A 21,287-nucleotide genomic window follows, 5' to 3' on the forward strand; every position below is an offset into this window, starting at 1 on the left:
CTCAATTTTACTGGCATTGGACTTTGCCACTGTGAACTAAATTCGCTCAACGGCTCACCGGATTGGCCACTGTGAACTAAATTCACTCAACAACTTACCGGAACAGCCTTGAGCTATTGACAGCCCAGAGTTACTGGAAGTTGCTCTCTCAACTGGTGTAAACATCACTTTTCACGGTATAGAAAGTTATCAGCCTTGAGGTAGTCGAATGACACATGCTCGCCCCCATGCACTGAACCTGGCAGTGGCCGTTGCAATCAGCTCTTCCATCATTGGCACGCAGGCACTGGCGGAACGCAGACTGCAGACAAAATCCATCGATATTGCGGGCAATGGTCATACAGAGTTTACCCAGAGTGAGGTCATGGTTCAGCCCACTTTAGGTGATGACCAGCAGCCAATACCCAAATCCTTTACCACCACCTACCCTGACCAGGCTCAAGCCACAGCGGGCTATAACATGCCTTCCGAAGGCTTCACAGACGTCCTTTCCGGCATCGCCGGTGGCGTTTCCACTGTTGATCTGTTTGAAACAGATGACAATGACATTGCTCAGAAATACACCAAAGTCCTCAAGATTGGTAATGAGGGGGTCTTCAGATTCACCCATAATCTGGCAGAAAAGAATCTGCTCATTGAAGTCAGATTCAGAATGACCCAACAAGATTCCATTGGGGCAGTTTGCGCTCAACTAGGCGACACCCAAACATTAGAGCCATTTACAGAAATTGCCTGCCCTGAGCATCTGGTCGGTGTGCTAAAAGGTGCGAGTGAAAAAGCAGGAAACCTTGGCGAAGTTGATCACTATGTTGCCCTTGCCACCCTTAAAGTAGACAAAGTTAAAGTGAATGGGCGCACCTTCATGCGTCTTATCGCTGCCGGCGTTCAGCCTCCTGAACTGCATCGCCTCGGTCAATCGCTCTTTGTTAATGATGAAGCTCTTTTTGCAGCAGCGACGTCCGCCTACACTCAGGTTCATATTCTGGGGAAAGATTTACAACAGAGAGCCCTGAATGATCTGTTGTCATACAATAAACCCGTCGGCTACGTTGTACACGTTGAGGATGAGAGCCAGTCTTATCCTGTGCCGGCGGGTTATCCAAAACTGGAAGTGACTGAGGCTCCGGGGGATATTATTGTTTTCCGTGGTCAGAAACAGAATCCGGCCGATCTCGCTTTTGTTGAAGGTTTCTATAAGCTCTGGGAAGAAGACGATGTCAATAACCCTAAACCTCCGGTAGCAACACAGGTAAAAAAAGACAAGGTCAAAGGCTACCATTACGTCATTCGAAGCAAACAGATGGCATTACTCGAGGAGATCGCTGCAAAGCACGATGCCCAATATGGCATAGATAAACTGATTACGCTTATGTACTATGAATCTCTCAAGCAGGCATTGGCAAGTGCTGCTCCAGATCAGGCAGATGAATTTGAATTCACAATAAGACACATTAGAGTCGCTTCATCGGTCGTCACGCCAACCCTGATGCATCATCAACTCGTAAAAAACTTCAGTTTCAAACCTACACTTACCAATCTTCTGAATAACCGGTTCTTTGTTTGGGATATTGAGAATACGGTATCTGTTGTCAGCGGCATCAACCTGGCGCAGGCTAACGCTCTTGGGGACGACGAAAGGTTTACTTCCAAAATCCTCGGCGACGTTCTCAGACAGCTGATTGAGATGGAAAACGAGCAGTCAAAGCCAGAGGGAGAAGAGGGCGGAGACACCGTCCTTAACAACCAGTTAAAGAGAGTCATTGCCAGTGACAAAGAAAAACACCGAACGCTTCAGCAAGCCCTGCACAGGGTCATTCAGCTGCACCTTCAGCAGCAGGCAGATGAGGTCGTTCAACCACCTGTTCAGAATCAACAAAAAAAGGAAGAACAGAAAAATGGGTCACCAAAACGTCATCATGAAGTCAAACGAACTCCCGTGCCGAAACAACCAGTTCGTAATTCCCGGCCAGTTGCTACAAGAGTTCAAAACGCTCCGGGGGCAGTAAAGCTGCCTGCGATTGAAGGCCCGTCCGGAATTACTCCGGCCCATGAAAACGACCTGGATGCCCGCTTTAAGACCGTTCAACCTCACCTGCCACACAAGAAAGAACTCACTGATACGGTTATTCATAATTACCTGGCTGACATTGAAATTCTGCTCGGTCTGGTCCCGGACAATAAAAAAGACCCGAAAGTGCGTCATCAGGCCATAAAGCAACACCTCAAACGGCAAGCAACACGAATCAACCAGCTTAGAAACGAGATAGTGTTGACGACGGAGAAAGCTACTGCCAGTGAAAAAGAAAAGCTCAGAGCACTTCAACTCAAGCAACAAATTAAAGATGAGCTTCTACAAGTTCGTAAGGAGAAGGAAGAACTGCAAAACCAGTCACAGATACTTCAGCAGAAAATCGAACAAATTCCAAAGCTGGTACAACAAGTTCGTGATGCCAGAGCAGATGCCACTAAAGCTCGAAACGCTCAACTGGCAGCAGAGCTTGAGATTAATGATTGGGATGATACCCAACCACCCGGGGAACAAGCCAGACTCATCCGACAGGAAATTCATAAAATCAAACAATTGCTGCCCGCAACAGAACAGCTTGATGAAGAAGCAGTAAAAGCAAAACCGGCGACTACCGGAGGCAAGCGCAGTATTACTTTGATCAATGAAAATGATATGGCTGCCCTTCCGTTCATTCCACAGCCGCTGCAACCAAACGAAGAACTATCCGATGAGGAAGCTCGGGAAAGACTGGCTTTTTTTGAAGGTAAGCTCAGCCTTATTCCGGAAAACAAGGATGATCTTGAAGCCCGCCATCAGCACCTGCAGAAGTGCATTAAGCAGCAGTTCTTTGAGGTCTTTCGACAAGATTTTCAGAATCAACAAGATTTGGCAAAACGGAGAAAATGGTTACATCCTGTCCAAGACGAAATCGATCGAATTCCAATGCAGAGAAAAGGAGCTCATGAAGCACTAGCAAGCAGACAAGGGGCAGCAGCGCTTGAAATTGATAATCGGGATGATACCCAGCCATCAGAAAAACAAGCCAGACTCATCATAGAGAAAGTTTATGAAATCAAGCAACCGGAAACTGTAACACCGCTTACCTCAACACCGGTTGCCCTAACATCCATTGCCCCAACATCCATTGCCTCAACACCGGTTGCCCTAACGTCCATTGCCCCAACATCTATTGCCCCAACATCTATTGCCCCAACATCTATTGCCCCAACATCTATTGCCCCAACATCCATTGCCTCAACACCGGTTGCCGCGATATCCATCGCCGCAACAACGCTTACCACAAAAGATTCCTCAACAGAGCAGCCTCAGGTTGAAGCTGTAAAAGAAACACTGGCGAATCATGACGCGCTTCTTGAAGCCACTGAAGAAGCCGTGGTTCTTAAACCAGACTCTACTGACACCTATGATGACCGGCTTGATGCCCTGAGAAAAAAACAGGTACAACCGGGCGGTGATGATGGCACTGGCGGCAAGATCCGGCAAATGATTCAGGAGCTGGCCCGTCTGGAAAGTGAGATTAAAACCGGGCCACAACATTACGACAATGAAATCCACGGTATGGGCAAAGCAGCTATTCACTACGTCGATCATGAACAAAGGGACCTGAAAAGCTTCTCGGAATACTTTGCCAAACATTCTGCCAATGGTGACAGGATCATCGCTCTGCTGCGTGAAGGTCTGATCAGCAAGGTTGAACTTGAGCAGTACATGAAGGCTGTCAGAGGTGCCGATGGTTATCAGACAGTGGATGAATTTGAGCACTTCCTTGGTTACAAACACGGCGTCAGCGTGCCCGAGTTCAAGAAGGTTGTCCAGATGATGTCCGACAAGGGGTCTGAGGAATTCATGCAGAGTGCCTTTACTCCTGTGACCGTGAGCACTAATGGCCCGGCGGGTATGAAAGACTCTGTTACCGGCATGAAAGAATACGCAGCAGCGGTGATCGCCAACTACGTTCTTGACGATATTGCCTTTGAGAACGGCCGCAAAACGGCAGCATTTCTGGCCAATGTTCAGGATACCCTGACACCTTACGCTCATGCTGCCGGAATATTTGAAACAGAACTGATCCAGGCTGTCTATAGCGCACTGATGCAGGCTCATGCCGCAGCAGCTGAGCAACAGCTAATGAAATACTGGGTCAAACCTTCAGCCTCTCTGATACAGGCGGTCACCTGGTACTTCTCCAACTACAAAGCTCTTCTGGTGACCAATACCGCCCGGCAGGCGGCCAGTCTGTGCCTCTCGAACATGGCCTTCCTCTATCTTCTGGATCTGACCAACCGGGGCGATTACACACACAGAATGCTCACACCCTTTCAGCACTGGTTGGAGCGCTATGGTGTCGATCTTGACCGAACCGGCCAATATGCCTTCCACAGTGGAATTGAAAAAGTCTCTGAAGTGAGTGGGCTGGCAATGCCATTTGGCAAGGCTGCTTCCTCAGTCATTCTGCTGAAAACCGGCTCTATGCTATTTATCCGACAGTACCACGCCAACCCCCGGATGTATCGCAGCATTTTCCGCCTGGTGCCTGAAATGTTGACATCAATGGCTTCCGTACAAGGCGTTCAGGTACCGCTGCTGCAAAGAGTCACACCAGAAAAAGTGAAAACTCTGGCCTCTGCCACCGCCGGTATCGTGCTGGGTCCGATAGCCACTGTCGGAGCATACGTCTACGGTCTGATATCCGGGTTTACCTTCGCTCAAACCTTCGGATTCGCTCTGGCGTCGAGTCTTGGTTTCGACTTCTTCATGAACGACAACAAGATGCTCACTCAATGGCTGGGTGGACCTCTGGGCCGAAGTCTTGACGGACTTAATCGCTGGAGAAGCATGGGTGAAAGGGAGTCTGACTATGTGAAACGCAACGCCATTGCCACGCCTCAAGGCTTCAGTGAAACAGATCAGGAGTATACCAACCGTGTTAAAGCAGACAAGGTAATGTATGGCTGGACGCGGAACGAGAATTATCTTCAGTTCCGTGAACGACGTGATCACACCATGAAGATGTATGAGCACGGCTGGGAGAACTACTTCAGGGAAAATGTGCCTAAATGGTCATTCTCCCACGCAAAAAGTATTCCTTACTCTTACACTCTGGGCGCCTTCTACGAGTGGCAACAGAAAGGTAACAGGAGAGCCACAAGGACAGCGTTGCCTGAGGAACCCCTGCAGCCATGAAAGCAGCAATGTTTGATCGTAAGGCTTGTTGGTTCGGAACCTCAGGGCCTGAAAAAGCATGGGAACCCGAGTTTAGCGACACCCTCTCAAGGGACGGGTGTCATTTCAAGGGGTGAGGTCATTGTTCCGGTTTACAGCAACAGGCTTGCGTTTTCGATGTCTTCTTTTGTGATTCGTCAGGTCAAAAGCATTCTTGCAGACAGTCCCGCATGGTCTTTGCAGACCATCCTCTCCGAATACTGTCACATCGCAGGTTTGTGGTCTGCTATGGTCTTTTCTTTTGTGGTTCGACAGGCCTTTGGTATTATCGAAGAGCTTTCCGCATGGCCAAGGTCGGCCATCCTCTCCGATTAGTGTTACGTTGCAGGTTTTTGGCCCGGTATGGTATGTGCTTTTGTGATTCGACAGGCTTGTAGCACTCCTAAGCACCGCCCCACACGGCCGCCGCTGCCCATCCTTCTCAATTACAATTTCCTTACAGGTTTGTTGCCCGGTGTGATCTTTCCTTAAATGATCCGACAGGGCCTGATAACTCCTGCAGACCTTCCCGCATGGCTGCTGCTGGCCATCCTCTCCGGCCATGGTCACTTCACAGGTTCGTTTACCACAGTGCATGTTGCTTTTGTGACTCGACAGGGTTTGAACATTCTTGCAGATTGACCCGCACAGTCGCTCCTTGCCATCCTTGCCAACTACGGTTACGTCACAGGTTTGTTGTCCAGTGTGGAAGATTCTCTTGTGATCCGTCAGGGCTTTAGAACTTTTGCAGTTCGCCCCGCATCGGCGACGCTGGCCATCCTCCCGGATCACGGTTAAGTCACAGATCCGCTGCCCACTATGGTGACTGTTTTTGTGAGTTGACAGTGCATTAGCATTCCTGCAGACCGCCCCGCATGGCTGCGGCTGGCCATCCTTCCCAATCACCATCACGATACAGGTTTTTTGCCCGGTATGGTGTCTTCTTTTGTGATGCGACAGTGCATTAGTATTCTCGCAGACCATTCCGCATGGCCGTGGCTGGCCATCCTCCGGGACTACTGTTACGTCACAAGTTTTTTGCCCGGTATGGTATAAACTTTTGTGATTCGACAGGGCTTGAACACTATTGTAGGCCTTTCCGCATGGTCGCTGCTGGCCATCCTTCCCAACCATGGTCACGTAACAGGTTTGTTGCCCGGTGTGGAAACTTCTTTTGTGATAGCTAAGGGCATTATGATTCCGGAAGACCATTCCGCATGGCCATGACTGGCCATCCTCCGCGACTTCTGTTAAGTCACAGGTTTTTTGCCCGGTATGGTATTTGGTTTTGTGAGACAAAAGTGCTTTTTGATTCTTGTAGACTTTCCGGCATTGCCGCAGTTGGACATCCTCGCTGACTAAGATGACGTTGCAGGTTCCTTGCCCGGTAGAGTCAGTTCTGGCTGCCCCTGCACCCATTGAGTCTGCGACCCCGTCTACAGGGCTGCAACGATAGCAGTGTCCATTGGCCTCGTGGGAGCATGGGCTCTCTCCGGAAGTTTCTTCAGTGCAGTATTTCGAACTTTCTTCACAATCTGACACTATGCTATCGGATGAGTTGGAAGATTGCCGGAATCGACAAACACCATTACAGGGATAGATATAACAATTTAAACCCAAAGTATGCAGGTGTTGTTCAGGATCTTCGTTATCGCCGACAGAGCTGGAAAACAGGAGATTGGTGAAATAGCCCGTGATGTGACTGCTGGCTTGTGGGACACGCTGGCCTGATGATTCTGATGGCTGATAATGAGGTTGTTCTTGTTCAGAGCCTGGCATCATAGCGGTGATGGCAAGCCGGTGATTTTGACTCGTTTCTTGTTGCCCAATCGGGTTAAACAGCGGTGAGTTGGCGTTCCAATAGCTTTTTAAAAGCCAACTGATAGTGATAACTGCTTCTACAGTTATGTGTGAATAAGGGTTTGAGCATAGAGAGGCGTCTCTGGTACTCAGAATGAGCTCATAAGCAACCAGCAGATCCGTCGCGTAAAGCCATCGCCACGAAATTGATTCTATGAGAGTCGTTTTCACTTCCTGACTGTCAGGTTTGTGTCGTTTTTCATCAGATGATGAGTCTGGTTCTACATTGCCGTTTGTGTCGACAGTGTCTGATGGGTTGCCTGACAATGTTGGTCGGTTAAGCTTAATAGAAAAGTTCTGGTCAGGAAAATCTGTATTCTTTTCAACCTCGATAACAATATGTCTTGCCAACGGTTTAGTCTGGCAGACGACAGAAAACGACAGTAACAGCAGTGCCGCAAAAAGTGATTGTTTAATAATTCTGTCCCTGTCTTCTGGTTTACAGAGAAGAAGGATAGATCAGGAAAACAAGGGTGTTTTTATCTTCTTGGCTCGTTACCATGATCTAGCAGCCTGTCGGACTTAAGCGTCCGTAGCGAGGATTGCAAGAAATTGAGGATAAAAATTTCTGCTTCTGAGGAGAATAGCGAGCTATTTGACGAAGAAGCAGGAATTTTTAGACCAATTTATTGCAACCGCAGTAGGACAGCCTTAAGTCCGACAGGCTGCTAGCATGGGAACGAGTCAAAAGCAAAGCTTCTTCAGTTGAATCTCAGAGTTGTTAATCTCTTTAGGGGACAATTTCGAGACAAAGCTAAATTCGCCCAATAGCTAGCGGATTTGCCATTTTGAACTAAATTCACTCAACAGCTTACCGGAACAACAATGAGCGATTCACAGCCGTGAGCAAGTAACAGCCGTGAGCGAATGGAAGTTAGTTCCTGGTCTGGTGTGGAAATGTCTTAACGGTAGTCAAAGTAATCAGCTCTGAGGTAGTCGGATGGCACATGCTTGCCCCAACGCACTGAGCCTTGCTGCGGCCGTTGCCATCGGCTCTTCAATTATTGGTACACAGGCACTGGCCGATCGCAAGCTGCAGACAAAATCTGCCGATATTCTGGGCAATAAACATGCAGAATTCACCTGGAGTGAGGTCATGGTTCGGCCGACTTCAGGCCCTGACCAACAGCCAATACCCAAATCCATTACAACCACTTACCCTTATGAGCCTCTGCTCAGTGTGGACTATGTTATTCCTTCTTTAAGCTTTACAGAGGTTCTTTATGGTATTGAGGGTGGCGCTTCCAGTGTTGATCAGTTTGAAACAGACGAGAATGACGTTGCTCAGATGTACACCAAAGTCCTGAAGGTTGGTGATGAGGGCATTTTCAGGTTCACCCATAATCTTGAAGAAAAGGAACTGATCATTGAAGTCAGAGGCAAAATGACCGATCAGGATTCAATTGATGCTGTTCGTGATCACTTACACCAATCATTGGAACCGTTAACGAAAATCGCCAGCCCGGAACAACTGGCTGATTTGCTGAAAGCTGCCAACAGCAGAGCAGGAAACCTGGGCAAACACGATCACTATGTTGCCCTTGCCATCATTGAAGTTGAAAAAGTTGAAGTGCGTGGTCGTACCTTCATGCGTCTTATTGCTTCGGGCGATCAGCCCCCTGATCTGCAAAGTCTGGGTCAATCGCTCTTTGTCAATGATGAGGCTCTCCTGGCAGCAGCCACCTCTGCCTATATCCGGGTTCATGCCCTGGGAGAGGATTTACAACAGCAGGCTCTAAATGAGCTGTTGGCACACAGCAAACCCGTCGGATATGTTGTACTCGCGGAGGATGATACGCGGGTTTATCCTGTGCCTGCGGGCTATCCAAAGCTGGAAGTAGCAGAAACTCCGGGCGAAGTTATTGTTTTTCATGGCCAGAAGCTGAATCCGAATGATGCCGCTTTTGTAGAAAACCTCTATAAGCTTCGGGAAGAAGCTAAGGCTAATAACCCCGTTCATTCAGTAACAACACAAGTTAAAAACTATAAGGTTGAAAGCTACCAATACGTCATTCGAAGCAGTCAGATGGCACTGCTGGAGGAGTTTGCTGCGCGGCATGGTGCTGAAGCTAACGAAGGTCAAATAACGCTTGAATACGAAGATAAAGTGGCTGCGTTTGCGCTGGCAAACTATGAATCTCTGCTGCAGGCATTGAGCAGTGCTACTCCAGACCGGGCAGGTGAATTTGAACTCACACCGGAACAAATCAGAGCCGCTTCAACAGTCATCACGCCAACCTGGATGCAGAGCCAACTTCTAAAACACTTCAGCTTCAAACCTGCACTTAGAGATCTTCTAACGAACCCGCATTCTGTTGAGAAGATTCTGAAGCATATACCCATTGTCGCCAAATCAGTGACCAATATTTTATACAAAAACAAAAAGTTTGCTTTCCATTTCCTGGACAACATGGTCAGAAAGCTCACTGAGGTAGACAGCGAGCTCGAAGAGCTACTTCAGGCAGTCGAACTCCGCCAGCTTGAATATAAGCAGCAGCACGAATCGGATCCAGCCGATGCCAGTGATGAGATAAAACTGATAGCGCAAGGAATCCATCGGATGATTAAGGATAAACTTGCACAGATTCTTGTGAAGCTGAACGATCAGAGAAGCCTGCAACAGTCGCTTATTCAGGAAATCGAACGAATTCCTCTGCTGAGACAACAAGTTCCTGATGCCAGAAAAAAAGCCAGAAGTGTTTACAACTCCGGACTTGCGATACAACTTGGCATAGATGACTGGGATGACGCCCAACCACTGGAAAGGCAAGCCAGACGGCTCTTGGAGAAAATTGATGACAAGTGCAGCGAGGTTCTCAAAACACGTTATCACTCAACGGAACAGGCTGATGATGGTGCTGTAAAAGCAAAACTGGCTGCGATTGAAGGCCAGCTTGGTATCACTCCCATCAATGAAAACGATCTGGATGACCACTACCGGTCCATTCAACAGCACCTGATATATAAAACAGAACAGATCATAGGGGATGACCCCTTCATACTTATCATTAAACAACGGCCCGGCGGCGGCCTGGTCCCGTTCGACGAAGCTGACCTGCAGGCCCGTGACCAGGTCAATAAGCAACAAAGCGCCCTCACAGAGGCTGAAAAAGCAGCTGAAATCAAAGCTCGCTTTGCCGTCATTGCGGAACATTTAAACATTCAGAATTTTCGTGGCGATGCAGATATTGACACTCAGCTGGCACTTCTGCTTGAGAAAATTAAGTCAATGAAATCTCATCAACCAAGACTTATGAATCTGAGTACCCGCCAAAATGACCCGCTTGAAAAATACCGCACAAAGAATATTCAAACCGAACAAATGAAGTTTCAGCATTTACTGAACAGACCCGTTCAAAACAGGTACGGTGAAGCTGACATCAAACGCCTGCAGGGCACTGTGGCAAATACTTTTGGTATAGAACTGGAAAACCCCGGAACAAAAGGCCAGATAGCCAGACTTGAAATTCTTGAGAAACTGGATGCCGTAGAAAAAGCCCTAATCCCGGCAATAAAGCGTAGTCTCTTCGACGATGTAAGAACCAGATATAACGAGATTGCCCATCATCTTGGCATTGAGGACTATAAATACGCTGCCCCCGATATTGTTAAGATCCATCTCATTAAAGAAGAACTCAAAAAGCTGTCTGTAAAACTTTTTGCACTGGGTGACCCTGACGTTAATGAGCGTATCGCAACCATTAATGCTGAACTTAACTGGCAAATGGCTCGTCTGGGATCTAAACCCCGATATGTTCTTGATCGTGAGGTAGCCAGAGCCAAAGGAGACATTGAAGAAGCTGAAACTGAGCTGGAGGAACTTCATCGCAAACTGGATGCTATTCATCGTAAAGAAGTGGCATTCACACATTCTACCGACGTCCACCCTGACACAGATAAAGATATCACGGTTCTCAATCAGGCAATGAAACACACTCAGACCGGGTCAAGCCTGACTCAGGGTGATAATCAAACCCCAAAAGACCAATTAGACGGCATTGAACGTTTTATTCAGAAAAGCGAAGACGGTTCAGGAAGACGAGTCGAGATCGTTCAGAAACTGATAGCTACTATTAGAAATCTGAAAATCCCCTTTGATAATGACCCTGATAATCTGTCTGAAGAAGATTACATCAATGCCATAGTAGACTATGCAGCCTCTTACGGTCGGGATAAGGCCGATGAAGTCGATTACCTGGGCAAATTGCCTGAAACCAGGAGACAGTACACTCAAATCACGGAGTTCCTCCATGAGCACGATTTTAGAAAAATGGAATTGGCCTATGCACAGGACGGTGAAAAGCAGGCACAAGAGGAACTGGACACTAAAAATCGGGCGATTGACCATTCCAGAAACATCGATCCGGAAACTAAAACCAAACTTAAAGACGAAAGAGATGCGCAGGCCTTGATTCTGGAATGGAGAAAGGCAGTAGTATCAGAAGCTCAGGCAAATCTGGAGGTTCATGGAGCGTCTCTCAGAGTTATTGAGGATGACGTGGGTCTCAAGCCAGAGCCCACTGCCCGCTTGGCTGAGCGTGTTGATGCCCTGAGAAATAAACAGGTGCAACTGGGAGGGCTCGATGGTACTGGCGGCATGATTCAGCAACTGACCGAGGAACAGGACAGTCTGAACAGAGAAATAGAAATCAGAAAAGCGCGAATAGTGATCTTAAAGGGAGTTTTGGAATCGGCAGAAGAGGCTATCGAAAATGAGGGTGTTTCCTTCCAGTACACGCCGGGACAAGCAAAAATACTGACCGAAATACACACCTACATGGGCGAACATTCATTCAGGAAACAGGCTCTGGAAGCCGCAATGGGTCTGGCGAAATCAGCTGAACTAAGCAGTAAGTCAATACCCAATCTTCAGACTTTTGACTTAGATGATGAATTTGCACCGATTCGCTTGCAGGCATTGGTGGGAGATCATATGACGTTTGACCGGGCCAGACGGACTGTGGAAATCTTCAAAAATCTGAAGACGACATTCACGATCAGGCCCACAGAAGATCAGTCTCTGAATCCGCTGGGAGAAGCCCAAAAGCTGGCGGAAAGGGCAAGAAGTCACATTAAAACCGGGCCACAACACTATGACGATGAAATCCACAGCATGGGCGAAGCCGCTATTCACTTCATCGAGCATGAACCAAGGGATCTGAAAAGCTTCTCGGAATACTTTGCTGCCCATTCTGTCAGTGGCAACAGGATTATAGCTCTGCTGAGTGAAAGTCTGATCAGTAAGGTTGAATTAGAGAACTATATGGAGGCCATCAGAGGTGTCGACGAATATCAGACAATGGCTGAATTTGAACACTTTCTTGGTTATAAACACGGCGTCAAGGTGCCTGAGTTCCAAAAGGTTGTCCGGATGCTGTCCGACAGAGGTACTAAGGAATTTATGCACAGTGCCTTTACTCCTGTGACAGCCACTGGCACGACGGGCATGAAAGAATCTGTTGCAGGTATGAAAGTTTACGCGGCTGCGGTCATCGCCAACTACGTTCTTGACGATATTGCCTTTGAAAACGGCCGCAAGACAGCAGCATTCATGGTCAAGGTTCAGGATACCCTGACACCTTATGCTCATGCTACCGGCATGTCTGAATCAGACCTGTTCAAGGCTATCGATAGCACATTGATGCTGGCTCATACCGTTGCTGCTGAGCTACAGCTAAACGATTACTGGATCAAGCCTTCAGCCTTCATGGTACAAGCCCTAACCGGGTACTACTCCAGCTACAAACCTTTAATGGTGACCCATACCGCCCCGGAAGCTGTCAGGCTATTCCTCTCAAACATGCAGCTCCTCTATTTTCTGGATCTGACCAACAGGGGCGATTACATGCACAGGATGCTCATACCTTTCGAACACTGGATGGAACGCTATAGAGTTGATCTTGACCGAACCCGCCAATATGCCTATCACAGCAGAATTGAAGAAATCTCTGAAGTGGGCGCTCTGGCAATGCCATTAGGTAAGGCTGCTTCCTCGGTTATTCTAATGAAAACCGGCTCTGCGCTGTTCACCAGACAGTACAACGCCAACTCCCATAGGTACCGCACCATTTACCGTCTGGTCCCCGAAATGGTTAAATCCATGGGATCCGGACAAGGAATTCAGATACCGCTGGTGCACAGGATCACACCGGAAAAAGTGAAAATTCTGGTCTCTGCCACAGCCGGCATCGTACTGGGTCCGGTAGCCACTGCCGGAGCATACGCCCACGGTCTTTTATCCGGGTTTACCTACGTGCAAACATTCGGATTAGCTCTTACAACAAGCCTCACTTTCGACTTTTTCATGAACGACAACAAGATACTAACTGACTGGCTGGGAGGACCTCTGGGCCGAAGTCTTGACAAACTTAATCGCTGGAGAGGCCTGGGTGAAACGAAAACTGACTATGTTAAACGCACTGCCATTGCCAAGCCTCAACGCTACAATGAAACGGATGAAAAGTATGCTTGCCGTGTTAAAGTAAAGAACGTAATGTACGGCTGGATGCGAAACGAGAACTATCTTCAGTTTCGTGAACGGCGTGACCGAACCATGAAAATGTACAGCAATGGCTGGGAGAAATACTTCAAAAAAAATGTGCCTAAATGGTCATTCTCCCATGCAGAAAGTATTCCTTACTCTTACACTCTGGGTGCCCTCTACAAATGGCATCAGAATATTGACAGGAAAGCCAGGAGGACCTCAGCACCTGCCTCCTCTACAGCTGTGAAAGCAGCAATGGCTGGTCACGAGATTGAGAGGTTCGACCCTGATAAAGATAAGAAAATCCACGGCGAACTTTAATATCAGAAATCAGTGAATGCCCACTCAGTAGCAATACCCATCGAAAAGCAACCAGTATAAAGGAATACATAGTGATTGCTTTCAGGTCAGGCTATCAAATAAACCCTGTTTTCAGGCATGCATGAATGTATTCCCGCCCTGAAAAAACCACTCAATTTTACTGGCATTGGACTTTGTCATTACGAACTAAATTCGCTCAATTGCTTACCGAATTTGCCACTGTGAACTAAATTCACTCAACAACTTACCGGAACAGCCATGAGAAACTGGAAGTTGCCTGCTTATCTGGTGTGGTGATCACTTTTCACGGTAATAAAATACTCAGCTCTGAGGTAGTAGAATGACATATGTTCGCCCCAACGCAATCAGCCTTGCCGTGGCCGTTTCCATCATTTCTTCCATCACTGGTACACAGGCACTGGCCGAACGCAGGCTGCAGACAAAATCCATGATTATATTGGACAATGGACATACGGAGTTTACCCAGAGTGAGGTCGTGGTTCAGCCAACTTTAGGTGATGACCAGCAGCCAATACCCAAATCCTTTACTACCACCTACCCTGATCAGGCTGAAGCAAGGACTGTCCATGACATATCTTCTGAAGGCTTCACAGACGTTCTTTCTGGTATCGACGGTGGCGTTTCCACTGTTGATCTGTTTGAGACAGACGACAATGACGTTGCTCAAAAATACACCAAAGTCGTCAAGGTCGGTAATGAGGGGGTCTTCAGATTCACCCATAACCTTGCAGAAGAAGAGCTGATCATTGAAGTCAGAAATGGAATGACCGATCAGGATTCAATTGAGGCTGTTCTTGCACACTTGGATGGCACCCAACCATTTGAACCGTTAACGAGAGTCGTCAGCCCCAAAAAGCTGGTCGGAGTATTGAAAGGAGCCAATGATAGAGCAGGCAACCTTGGCAAAGTCGATCACTATGTAGCCCTTGCCACCATTAAAGTAGACAAAGTTGAAGTGAATGGGCGCACCTTTATGCGTCTTGTCGCTGTCGGCGATCAGCCGCCTGAACTGCAGCGTCTGGGTCAATCGCTCTTTGTCAATGATGAAGCGCTTTTAGCAGCAGCGACTACTGCCTACACCCAGGTTCACGTTCTGGAAAAAGATTTACAACAGAAAGTCCTGAATGATTTGTTGTCATACCAGAAACCCGTCGGATATGTCGTCCACTTCGAGGATGAGACACAGGTTTATCCTGTGCCTGCGGGTTACCCAAAACTGGAAGTGTCTGAGGCTTCGGGGGAGATTATTGTTTTCCGTGGTCAGAAGCAGAACCTGGCCGACACCGCTTTTGCCAGAAGCTTCCGTAACCTCTGGGACATAGACCCTGATAACCCCAGCTCTCCGGTATCAGTGAAGGTAAAAAAAGATAGGATCAAAAACTTACAATACATCATTCGAAGCTCGCAGATGGCACTGCTGGAAGATTTATTTGAGATGTACGATGCCAGAGCTTACGAAGATCAATCGACTAAGCTTTCACTGAAAAAAGAACAGGCGACGATTGAGCTTGCATACTGGGCATCTCTCGAGCAGGCATTGATCAGTGCTACTCCAGATCAAGCAGATGAATTTGTATTCACACCAGATCATGTCAACATCGCTGCTTCGGTCATCACACCAACCTGGATGCGTGCTCAAATCGAACGACACTTCAGCTTGAGACGCGAAATTAGCAAACTCCTGAATAATCAGCTGTTTCTCCACAATATTAAGGAAGTGGTACCTCTTGTCAGCATTACCAATGAAGCCCAGATCGATATTCTTGGAGATAACACAGAGTTTGCTTCCAAAGTCACGAGCGACATGGCCAGAAAGCTGATTGAGCTGGAAAGCTCGCTGGAAATGCTGCAGGCAAGTGAAAGCGAACGAGAAAGTGAACTCATCCGGTTTAGAAGCCATATAGAGCTCACAACGGAGAAATCCACTACCAGTAAACAGGAATTATTCAAAGCACTTCGAAGCAAGCAAAGAATTGAGAATGAGCTCGCACGGCTTAGAGGAGAGAGGGGAGAACTGCGTAGCCTGTTACTGGAACTTCAGCGGGATGTCGAACGAATTCCCAAGCTGGAGAAAAAAATTCGAATTTTCAAATCATTTGCCACAAAAACTTTCAATACTCAAACGGCAGCAAAGCCCGATATTGATGATTGGGATGATACCCAGCCACCGGAAGAACAAGCCAGACTCACCGGAAAAAAAACTCTGGCGATCAACCCATTGGTTGCCGCAACAGGAGAGCCTGTTAAAGAGGCTGCAAAAACAAAACAGGCGGATATTGGCGGCAAGCGCGGTTTTATTTTGGACAATGGAAACGACCTGACTAACCTTCAGTTCATTCAACAGCAGCTGGAACAAGACGCTGAACTCTCCGATGAGGAAGATCTGGAACAACTAATTCTTAATGCCAGAACCGATGCCACAAAAGCTCGCAACGCTCAAATGGCAGCAGAGCTTGGCATTGATAACTGGGAGGATGCCCAGCCATTAGCAAAACAAGCCAGACTCATCAGCCAGAAAATTATTGAAATCCGACGACCAGTTACCGCAACATCGGTTACCGCAACATCGGTTATCGCAACATCAGTCATCGCAACATCGGTCATCGCAACATCGGTCATCGCAACACCGTTGGCCACAACAGCGGTTGCCAGGACGTCGGTCGCCGCAACACCGGTTGCGACAATATCAGATACCGCGACGGTTACCGCAGCAAACGCTGCAACAGAAAAACCTCGGGAAGAAGCAGTCAAAGAACAACTGGCAGCCATTGAAAGCGAGCACGATATTACTCCAGACAATGAAAACGGTCTGGATTCGGGTCATCGATCCATTCAACAGCACCTGCAACAAAAGGCAGAACCAGCCGATTGGATAGCCCAGAATAATCCGGCTAACATTGACGTTCAGCTGAGTCTCGTCCCGGATGAAGAAAAAAACCTGGAAGTCCGTTACCAAGCCATTCAGGAGCCAGCAAAACAGCAGGCAGTTCAGATCGTTCAAGAACATCTTCGGCTACAGAGCATTAGAAAAGATGCTGAAAAAGAAGATGAAATCAAAGCCCTCTATAAAACCATTGCCGCACATTTAAACATTCCGGATTATGATAGTAATGCTGATGATGATGATATTGAAGCTCAACATGATCGCCTGATTCAGAAACTTAAGGCAATGTACACTAAACATGAAATCATGCGTAACAGACTTAAGACCCTGCTCGGTCAAAAGGATTTAGAGGACTCCTTCACCCACGTCAGAAAAGCCACTCTGAAAAAGATTCTTGGTAATGAGCTGGCTAAAGACAGCAATCTGGAAGACCGCTTTATCCTGGAAAGAACGGTATATCTCAAGCTCTTTAAACTTGCGAAGCTGGAAAAAGAACTGGAAGACATCAGAACACCAGGCCACCCCAAAGTCATGCCTGAAGTCCTTGAGACACTCACTGCCGTAGAAAACGCCCTTGATATGCATTGCCTTGATCAAAACGACGACGTCTATCTCCGTCGCCAGGACATTTCCAGAGAGGTGCAAGTGTACATCAGAGACGCCAGACAGCTGGCTGAGAAAGAGGCCCTGAGCATACTGGGGGTCGCAGAAGAAATACTCGGCGTCATAGCCTATGAAGAGGACGACAAAATATCAAGACTCACCAGGATTTCCGGCATACTCAATAGCCATGCTATCCCGGATGAGAAACTGGATGAGATACGGGATGAGATAGATATCATCCTTTGGGCATTTGAAAGCAAAACCCTGAACGTGAAGAACCTGACACTCATCAGGCTTCTTGCCCACCTTCGCTATAAACTCGAAGACCCTGCCCCGGATAAGCAAGCCAGGTTGCGACAGACCGATCGGCTGGAAACCATAGAAAAAATACTCAACATTAAATTCAACGAAGAGGATGACCAGGCAGCAAGACTTCCCCTGATTCTCACACTGCTTGAAGGTGATGATGTTCCGGAAGATACGCTGGAGCAGATAGATCAGACCCTCTGGAAAGAAGACAGCACAGCGCTCGACGAGAGTGTTCTCAAACTCAGGAGGCTTCATGCGACTCTTGCCTATAAAGTCGAAGATTTGCATCTGGAAAAGCAAGCCAGTGAAAGACAGGCACGTTTACTTGCAGCCGTAGAGGACAAGCTCAAGATCTACCCTTCTGAACACATTGCTGCTAAAGACAAGGTCAAGGCTCTCACCGCTAAACTGGCCAAAGATCTGCATGTAGCACTTGAAGTAGATGACAACCTGCCTGATGGGAAGGATGCTTTAAAAGCCAAAATTCAGGCGTTAATAGTGGGCATGGCCAATGACGATGAAGCTGTCAGAAGAGCCAGAAACAATAAAGTAGCTCACCAGCTCAACATTAAGGACTATAAAGATGATGCCGCTATCGACGACCAGAACAGCCTGATTGAAGCGAAACTCAATGAGCTGTTCGGAGAAATTTTCAATGCGAGTCAGTCTGACGTTAATGAGCGAATCGCAACCATTGAAAATAGACTGGACGGGCTAATGGCTCGCCTGGGACCTAAACCCCGGTACGCTCTTGATCGAGAAGTAGCCAGAGCCAGGAAAGCTGTGGGAGAAGCTGAAAATGAGCTGCAGGCTCTTTACCGCAAGCTGGGGGCTATTCTTCATGTACGTGTGGTATCTAATTCTCCTGCCACCTTCCCTCTCACGGATGAAGAAAAGGCAATTATTAATCAGAGAATGAAACAAATTCAGACCGGTTTAGGTCTGGTTGCAGTTGATGAGCAAACCTCGGAAGAGCGAGTAGACGACATCAGACATTTCCTGCAGGGAGACGGTTCAGGGAGACGAGCAGAAGTTGTTCTGAAACTGAGAGCTGTCACATCAGATCTGGACATCTCTGTTGAGAGTAACCCTGATGCATCAGAAGAAGAGAATTATTTTAATGCCATTAAAGCCTCCGTAGCCACTCCCGGTCGGGATAAATTCGAGGTAGTCGTTGAAACAGTTGGTGAACTGCCTGAGATCATGAAAAAGTACGCTCAGATCGCAAAATTCATGCGTGAGCGCGACCATAAACTGAAGGAAGTGATCCTCGCACGAGCAGAAGAAAGTGATGCAAGACACAATCTGGACAGTAAAAATCAGGAGATTGACGAGCTTAAGGGCGTCGATCAGGAAGCCAAAGCTCTGCTTGAAGACGAGATAGCCGCGCTGGAGTCAGTCCTGAAACAGAAAAGTGCGGCTATACCGTTAGCACAAAAAGCTCTGGCGGATCATGAAGAAAATCTTAAAGACATTGAAGATGAACTGGGTCTTAAACAAGATTATAGTGCCAATTATGAAGACCGGATCGACGCCCTGAAAAACAAACAAGTAAAGCTGGGCGGATATGACGGTACTGGCGGGAAGATCCTGCAACTGACCCTGCAGCAGGAGCGCCTGAAAAAGGAAGTAGAACTCAAGACGGCGACTATAGAGAACATGAAGCAAGCCCTGGAAGCGGCACAGGAAGCTGTCGAAAATGAGGGTGGCCCCTTCCAGTACACGCCGAAACAGGCAAAAATACTAACCGAGTTGCACGCTTATATGCAGACGCACTCTCTCAAGAAACAAGCTCTGTCAGCCGCAATGGCTCTTGCAGAATCGGCAGAAAAAAGCGGTAAGCTAATACTACCATACCTTCCGACTTTCGATTTTGATGATGAATTGGCACCGATTCGCCTGCAGGCAATGGTTGGAGACCATCTGACGTTTGATCAGGCCAGACGTATTGCGGAAGTCTTCAAAAACCTGAAGGCGACCTTTAGGTCTGAGTCTGCAGAAGATCAGCCCACGAATGCCCTGAAAGAAGTCGAATTTCTGGCACACAGGGCCAGGATCGAGCTAAAAACCGGGGCTCAACAATACGAAGACGAAATATACGGCATGGGCGCAGCAGCCATTCACTTTGTCGAGCATGAACCAGAGGACCTGAAAGGCTTCTCAGAATATTTCGCTACTCGTTCTGCCAGTGGTAACAAGATTATCGGTCTGCTGCGTGAAGGTGTGATCAGTAAGGTTGAACTTGAGAACTACATGAAAGCCGTTAGAGGTGTGGATGGTTATCAGACAGTGGATGAATTTGAACACTTCCTTGGCCACAGACACGGCGTCAATTTGCCTCACTTCAAGACCGTTGTCCAGATGCTGTCCGACAAAGGCACTGAGGAATTCATGCAGAGTGCCTTTACGGCTGTCCCCGTGACTGCCACCAGCCCGGCAGGTATGAAAGAGTCTGTTGCCGGCATGAAAGAATACGCAGCTGCTATCATTGCCAACTACATTCTTGACGATATTGCCTTTGAAAACGGCCGCAAGACGGCAGCATTCCTGACCAATGTTCAGGATACCCTGGAACCTTACGCTCATGCTGCTGGAATATTTGAATCAGAGCTGATCCGGGCTATCCATGACACATTGGTGCAGGCTCACGCCGCAGCGGTTGAGCGACAGCTCAATGATTACTGGGTCAAACCTTCAGCCTCTCTGTTACAGGCGGTTATCTGGTACTACTCCAACTACAATCCTCTACTGGTGACCTATACCGCTCCGGAGGCAGCCAGACTGTCTCTCTCGAACATGGCGTTCCTCTATCTTCTGGATCTGACCAACAGGGGTGATTACACACACAGACTGTTTACACCTTTCCAGCACTGGCTGGAACGCTATGGTGTTGATCTTGATCGAAACAGCCAATATGCCTATCACAGTGGCATTGAAAAAATATCTGAAGCAGGCGGGCTGGCCATGCCATTGGGCAAGGCCGCTTCCTCAGTCATTCTGCTGAAAACCGGCTCTCTGCTGTTTGCCAGACAATACAACGCCAAACCTCGTATGTATCGCAGAATTTTCCATCTGGTTCCGGAAATAGTGAAATCCATGGGTTCCAGACAAGGGTTTCAGGTACCGCTGGTACACAGGATCACACCAGAAAAAGTGAAAACTCTGGCCTCTGCCACAGTCGGCCTGGTGCTGGGTCCGGTAGCCACTGTAGGAGCATACGCCCACGGTCTTATATCTGGATTTACCTATGCTCAAACCTTCGGATTCGCTTTGGCGTCGACTCTCACTTTCGACTTCTTCATGAACGACAACAAGATACTTACTCAATGGCTGGGCGGACCTCTGGGCCGCAGTCTTGACAAAATCAATCGTTGGAGAGGCGTGGGCGAAACGGAAGCGGACTATCTGAAACGAACTGCCATTGCCACGCCCCAACGCTTCAATGAAACGGATGAAGAGTATGTCAGCCGAGTTAAAGCAAACAACGTGATGTATGGCTGGACACGAAACGAGAATTATCTTCAGTTCCGTGAACGACGTGATCGAACCATGAAGATGTTTGAGAATGGCTGGGA

General features: G+C 47.9%; 4 protein-coding genes. 3 read left to right on the forward strand and 1 reads right to left on the reverse strand.

Annotated features, from left to right (window positions below; genetic code table 11):
* Positions 1–208: 208 nt before the first annotated feature.
* A complete protein-coding gene (locus KBW69_RS07005; protein WP_257280429.1) occupies positions 209–5,212 on the forward strand; it encodes a hypothetical protein in 5,004 nt (1,667 codons plus the stop codon).
* 105 nt (positions 5,213–5,317) lie between these two features.
* On the opposite strand, the gene KBW69_RS07010 is transcribed toward KBW69_RS07005, so the two are convergent.
* Positions 5,318–7,441 carry a hypothetical protein gene (locus KBW69_RS07010; RefSeq protein ID WP_257280430.1) on the reverse strand — a complete coding sequence of 708 codons (2,124 nt, stop codon included), beginning with the start codon at positions 7,439–7,441 and terminating at the stop codon, positions 5,318–5,320.
* A 589-nt stretch (positions 7,442–8,030) separates the two neighbouring features.
* Here KBW69_RS07010 and KBW69_RS07015 point away from each other — a divergent pair.
* Positions 8,031–13,895 carry a hypothetical protein gene (locus tag KBW69_RS07015; RefSeq protein WP_257280432.1) on the forward strand — a complete coding sequence of 1,955 codons (5,865 nt, stop codon included), beginning with the start codon at positions 8,031–8,033 and terminating at the stop codon, positions 13,893–13,895.
* A 2,631-nt stretch (positions 13,896–16,526) separates the two neighbouring features.
* Positions 16,527–16,688 (forward strand): hypothetical protein, encoded by a 162-nt coding sequence (locus KBW69_RS23685; protein WP_368736454.1) that lies wholly within the window; start codon positions 16,527–16,529, stop codon positions 16,686–16,688.
* The last annotated feature ends 4,599 nt before the right edge of the window (positions 16,689–21,287 follow it).

The sequence above is a fragment of the Endozoicomonas sp. ISHI1 genome (assembly GCF_024606225.1).
Classification (GTDB): domain Bacteria; phylum Pseudomonadota; class Gammaproteobacteria; order Pseudomonadales; family Endozoicomonadaceae; genus Endozoicomonas_A.